3 protein-coding genes are annotated in these 2,821 nt (G+C 37.7%); all 3 read right to left on the bottom strand.

Annotated elements, in window-relative coordinates; all coding sequences use genetic code 11:
• Positions 1-147: 147 nt before the first annotated feature.
• Genes ABDZ91_RS14245 through istA form a run of 3 tightly spaced genes read right to left on the bottom strand, consistent with a single transcriptional unit; the run spans position 148 to position 2,664 of the window.
• Positions 148-360 (bottom strand): hypothetical protein, encoded by a 213-nt coding sequence (locus tag ABDZ91_RS14245; protein ID WP_343800056.1) that lies wholly within the window; start codon positions 358-360, stop codon positions 148-150.
• Position 361: 1 nt separating this feature from the next.
• On the bottom strand, positions 362-1,117 hold the full coding sequence (gene istB / locus ABDZ91_RS14250) for an IS21-like element helper ATPase IstB (RefSeq protein ID WP_343800058.1): 756 nt from the start codon (positions 1,115-1,117) through the stop codon (positions 362-364).
• On the bottom strand, positions 1,114-2,664 hold the full coding sequence (istA, locus tag ABDZ91_RS14255; RefSeq protein WP_343800060.1) for an IS21 family transposase: 1,551 nt from the start codon (positions 2,662-2,664) through the stop codon (positions 1,114-1,116). Before istA ends, istB begins: the two co-directional genes overlap by 4 nt.
• Positions 2,665-2,821: the final 157 nt, after the last annotated feature.

Consider the following 2,821-nt stretch of genomic DNA (forward strand, 5'->3'; position numbering starts at 1 on the left):
ATTGATTACGGCCACTCGATTTTACCACCATTGACATTTTTTTTACCACTGCTCGCCAAGAAATTTACCACATGTTGTCACCACATTTACCAACCTTCAAAAAGCCCCACAGATTACTAGTTTAATAATCTGTAGGGCATTTCATTGTTAATTACTGTTGTTTTTAAAATAATCCATAATTATTTTTCTAGAGCCTTCAAAAATATCCTGTTCAGTCCATTCATGAGGAAAGGGTTCCTTTCCATAGATGTCTAGGAGCTTTTTCTTTAGTTCACAGGGAAACGGATACCAGTGCTTATACCCAGTCAAGTAATAGTAATCTTCTATTTTCATAAGGTCTTTCTCCGTCAACTCTGCCATATCAGACTTCCTTACCTAAACCATGGCGTTCCCGCATGGAAATCTCACCATCTATCAGAATTTGATAGGAATCATGGATGATGCGGTCTAAAATAGCTTCTGCAATGGTTTCATTCCCTAATTTGGTATGCCATCCGTTAGGATCGATCTGCGAACAGAAAATAGTTGACGCTACTTTATGGCGAGCTTCTGCGATTTCTAGTAGAATTGCTGCCTCATCAGTTGATAAATCTGTTAGTAGCCATTCATCGAGTATGAGTAAATCAACCTTCGTATATTTTTTGATGCATTTTCGATAACTTCCGTCCGCTGCTAATTTTGCGAGGGACAATTCATCTAGTAATTCTGGTAAACGAATGTATTTCACTTTATAGAATTGACGACAAGCAGATACTCCGAATGCACTAGCCAAAAATGATTTACCTGAACCAGTGGGTCCCTTCAATATGATATTGTGACTCTCATGGATATAGGAACCACTGGCAAGTTTAAGAATCAACTCTTTATCTAATCTTCTATCCTCGTAATATTGTATATCTTCAATACAGGCATTCGAGTTTATAAAAGTGGCTGATTTTATTAAACGTTGAAGTGTATTGCTCTTACGACGTGAATACTCTAAATCAACTAATAAAGATAACCGATCTTCAAAACTCATCTTTTGAAATTCTTTGTTCAATTCTTGCTCCTTATAGGCTTCCGCCATTCCACTTAATTTCATTTCATGTAATTTAGTTAACGTTTGGTCATTCATCATTTATTCGTTCCTCCGTAGTAATGTGCTCCACGTGTGAAGCCATAATTATTTTCGTTAATTTCTGTTTTCCGTTTCAGTTCTTGCTCGGCATCATTCTTTTTATTGCTCTTTAAAATGGTTTGAATACTTTTAACCGTTGGTCTTTTTGTCATAGAAATAATCATTTTACATGCACGTTCAATTTCATATTTTGTATAACGGCGTTCAGATTTTTTCAAAGAGAAGATGGACTGTAACGCCAGTTTTTCTGTTTGAGAAGTATCTAATATATATTTAACGACGTTCAATGTGGAAAGTCCGATACTTTCAGCCCATTCAAATGCAGCCTCTGGTGTCTGGTCCACAAATAACTTATGATTTTCTGGCATATGATCACGAATAGTAGATAATTGACCAAATTTCCCATATAATCGTTTATGAGATGCTACCCGCATATGATTGAAATACACTTCAACGAGATCTTCTGATAGTTTCACTTCGACTTGTCGATTGATATATTCATATGGAACTGAATAAAACATACTATCGACAGAGATGTGATAGTCAGGACGTACTTTCGCTGTTTTCCATTCAGACATTTTGTAAGGCGTTGATGGTAGAGGGGAAAGTGCGAATTTCTCCTCTTCTTCATATGCCGACAGACGACACCCTTTTTTTCGAGTAAACTGGCGTTCATTGAATTCATCTAATTTCTTCCAAACTTCTTCATTCAATTCATCGATACTAAAACAATGTGTATTTCTTAAGGCTGCAATGATCCATGTAGAGATGACATTCACCGAACCTTCTACACTTGCTTTATCCTTTGGAGTACGAACCCGAGCAGGCATGACCACAGTATTATAGTAGTCTGCCATTTCCCTATAAGTAGGATTTAAGACCAACTCGCGCGTGGTATGTTTCGTCACGCTTGCTTTTAGATTGTCCGGCACAATAATTTGTGTGCTACCACCAAAATGCTGATACGCACGGTTGTGTGCGGTAATCCAGGAATGTAAATCCATTGATAAGGTTGCTTCCGCATAAGAAAATTGACTGCATGGCAATGTCGCAACGAATACATATGCTTTAACTTTCTCCCCGGTATCTCTATCAATAATGAAGGAAGTGGACCCCGCCCAATCAACTTCCATTATTTCGCCAGGTTTTCTTCGAATACGTAAAGTAGCTTTATACTTATCTGCGTATCTACTGTAATGGCGTAAAAAACTTCGATAGGAGTAAGGAATCTTGTTGTTTGCTCGGCACTCTGCTTCATATTCATGATGTAAAAGAGAAAGAGTTACATTAGGCTTAGCTAACTCTTCATGAATATAATCAAAGTTCATTGGTTGTCGTCCTGAGCCCTCAAAAGTCTTCTCCGGAAAGAGAAATTCCTCAATCCACTTATCCGTCATTTCTTCACCTAAGGGACAAACCAATCCTTTCCTTTCAGCTAGACGGATAATCTCTGTTACTTTTTGACGAGAGTTACCAGTACTTGCAGCGATGCCTCTAAGACTGATTCCCTCATCGTGTAACTCCAATATCCTTTGATAATGGATCATATGAAAATACCTCCATATAAAAAAAGTCACACCCGTAGGTGTGCCTATTAATATATATAGGTAATATGTGGTAAACGCAAGGCGTTGTCTGGTAAATTCTTTGTCATTAGGTGGTAAAAACTATGTCAGAGATGGTACATTTCGATGGCCGTAATCA

The sequence above is a fragment of the Bacillus carboniphilus genome (assembly GCF_039522365.1).
Classification (GTDB): domain Bacteria; phylum Bacillota; class Bacilli; order Bacillales; family JC228; genus Bacillus_BF; species Bacillus_BF carboniphilus.

Bases quoted from the DNA above. Each gene is read 5' to 3' on its own strand.
- ABDZ91_RS14245 (WP_343800056.1), bottom strand. From the start codon at position 360: ATGGCAGAGTTGACGGAGAAAGACCTTATGAAAATAGAAGATTACTAT.
- istB (WP_343800058.1), bottom strand. From the start codon at position 1,117: ATGATGAATGACCAAACGTTAACTAAATTACATGAAATGAAATTAAGT.
- istA (WP_343800060.1), bottom strand. From the start codon at position 2,664: ATGATCCATTATCAAAGGATATTGGAGTTACACGATGAGGGAATCAGT.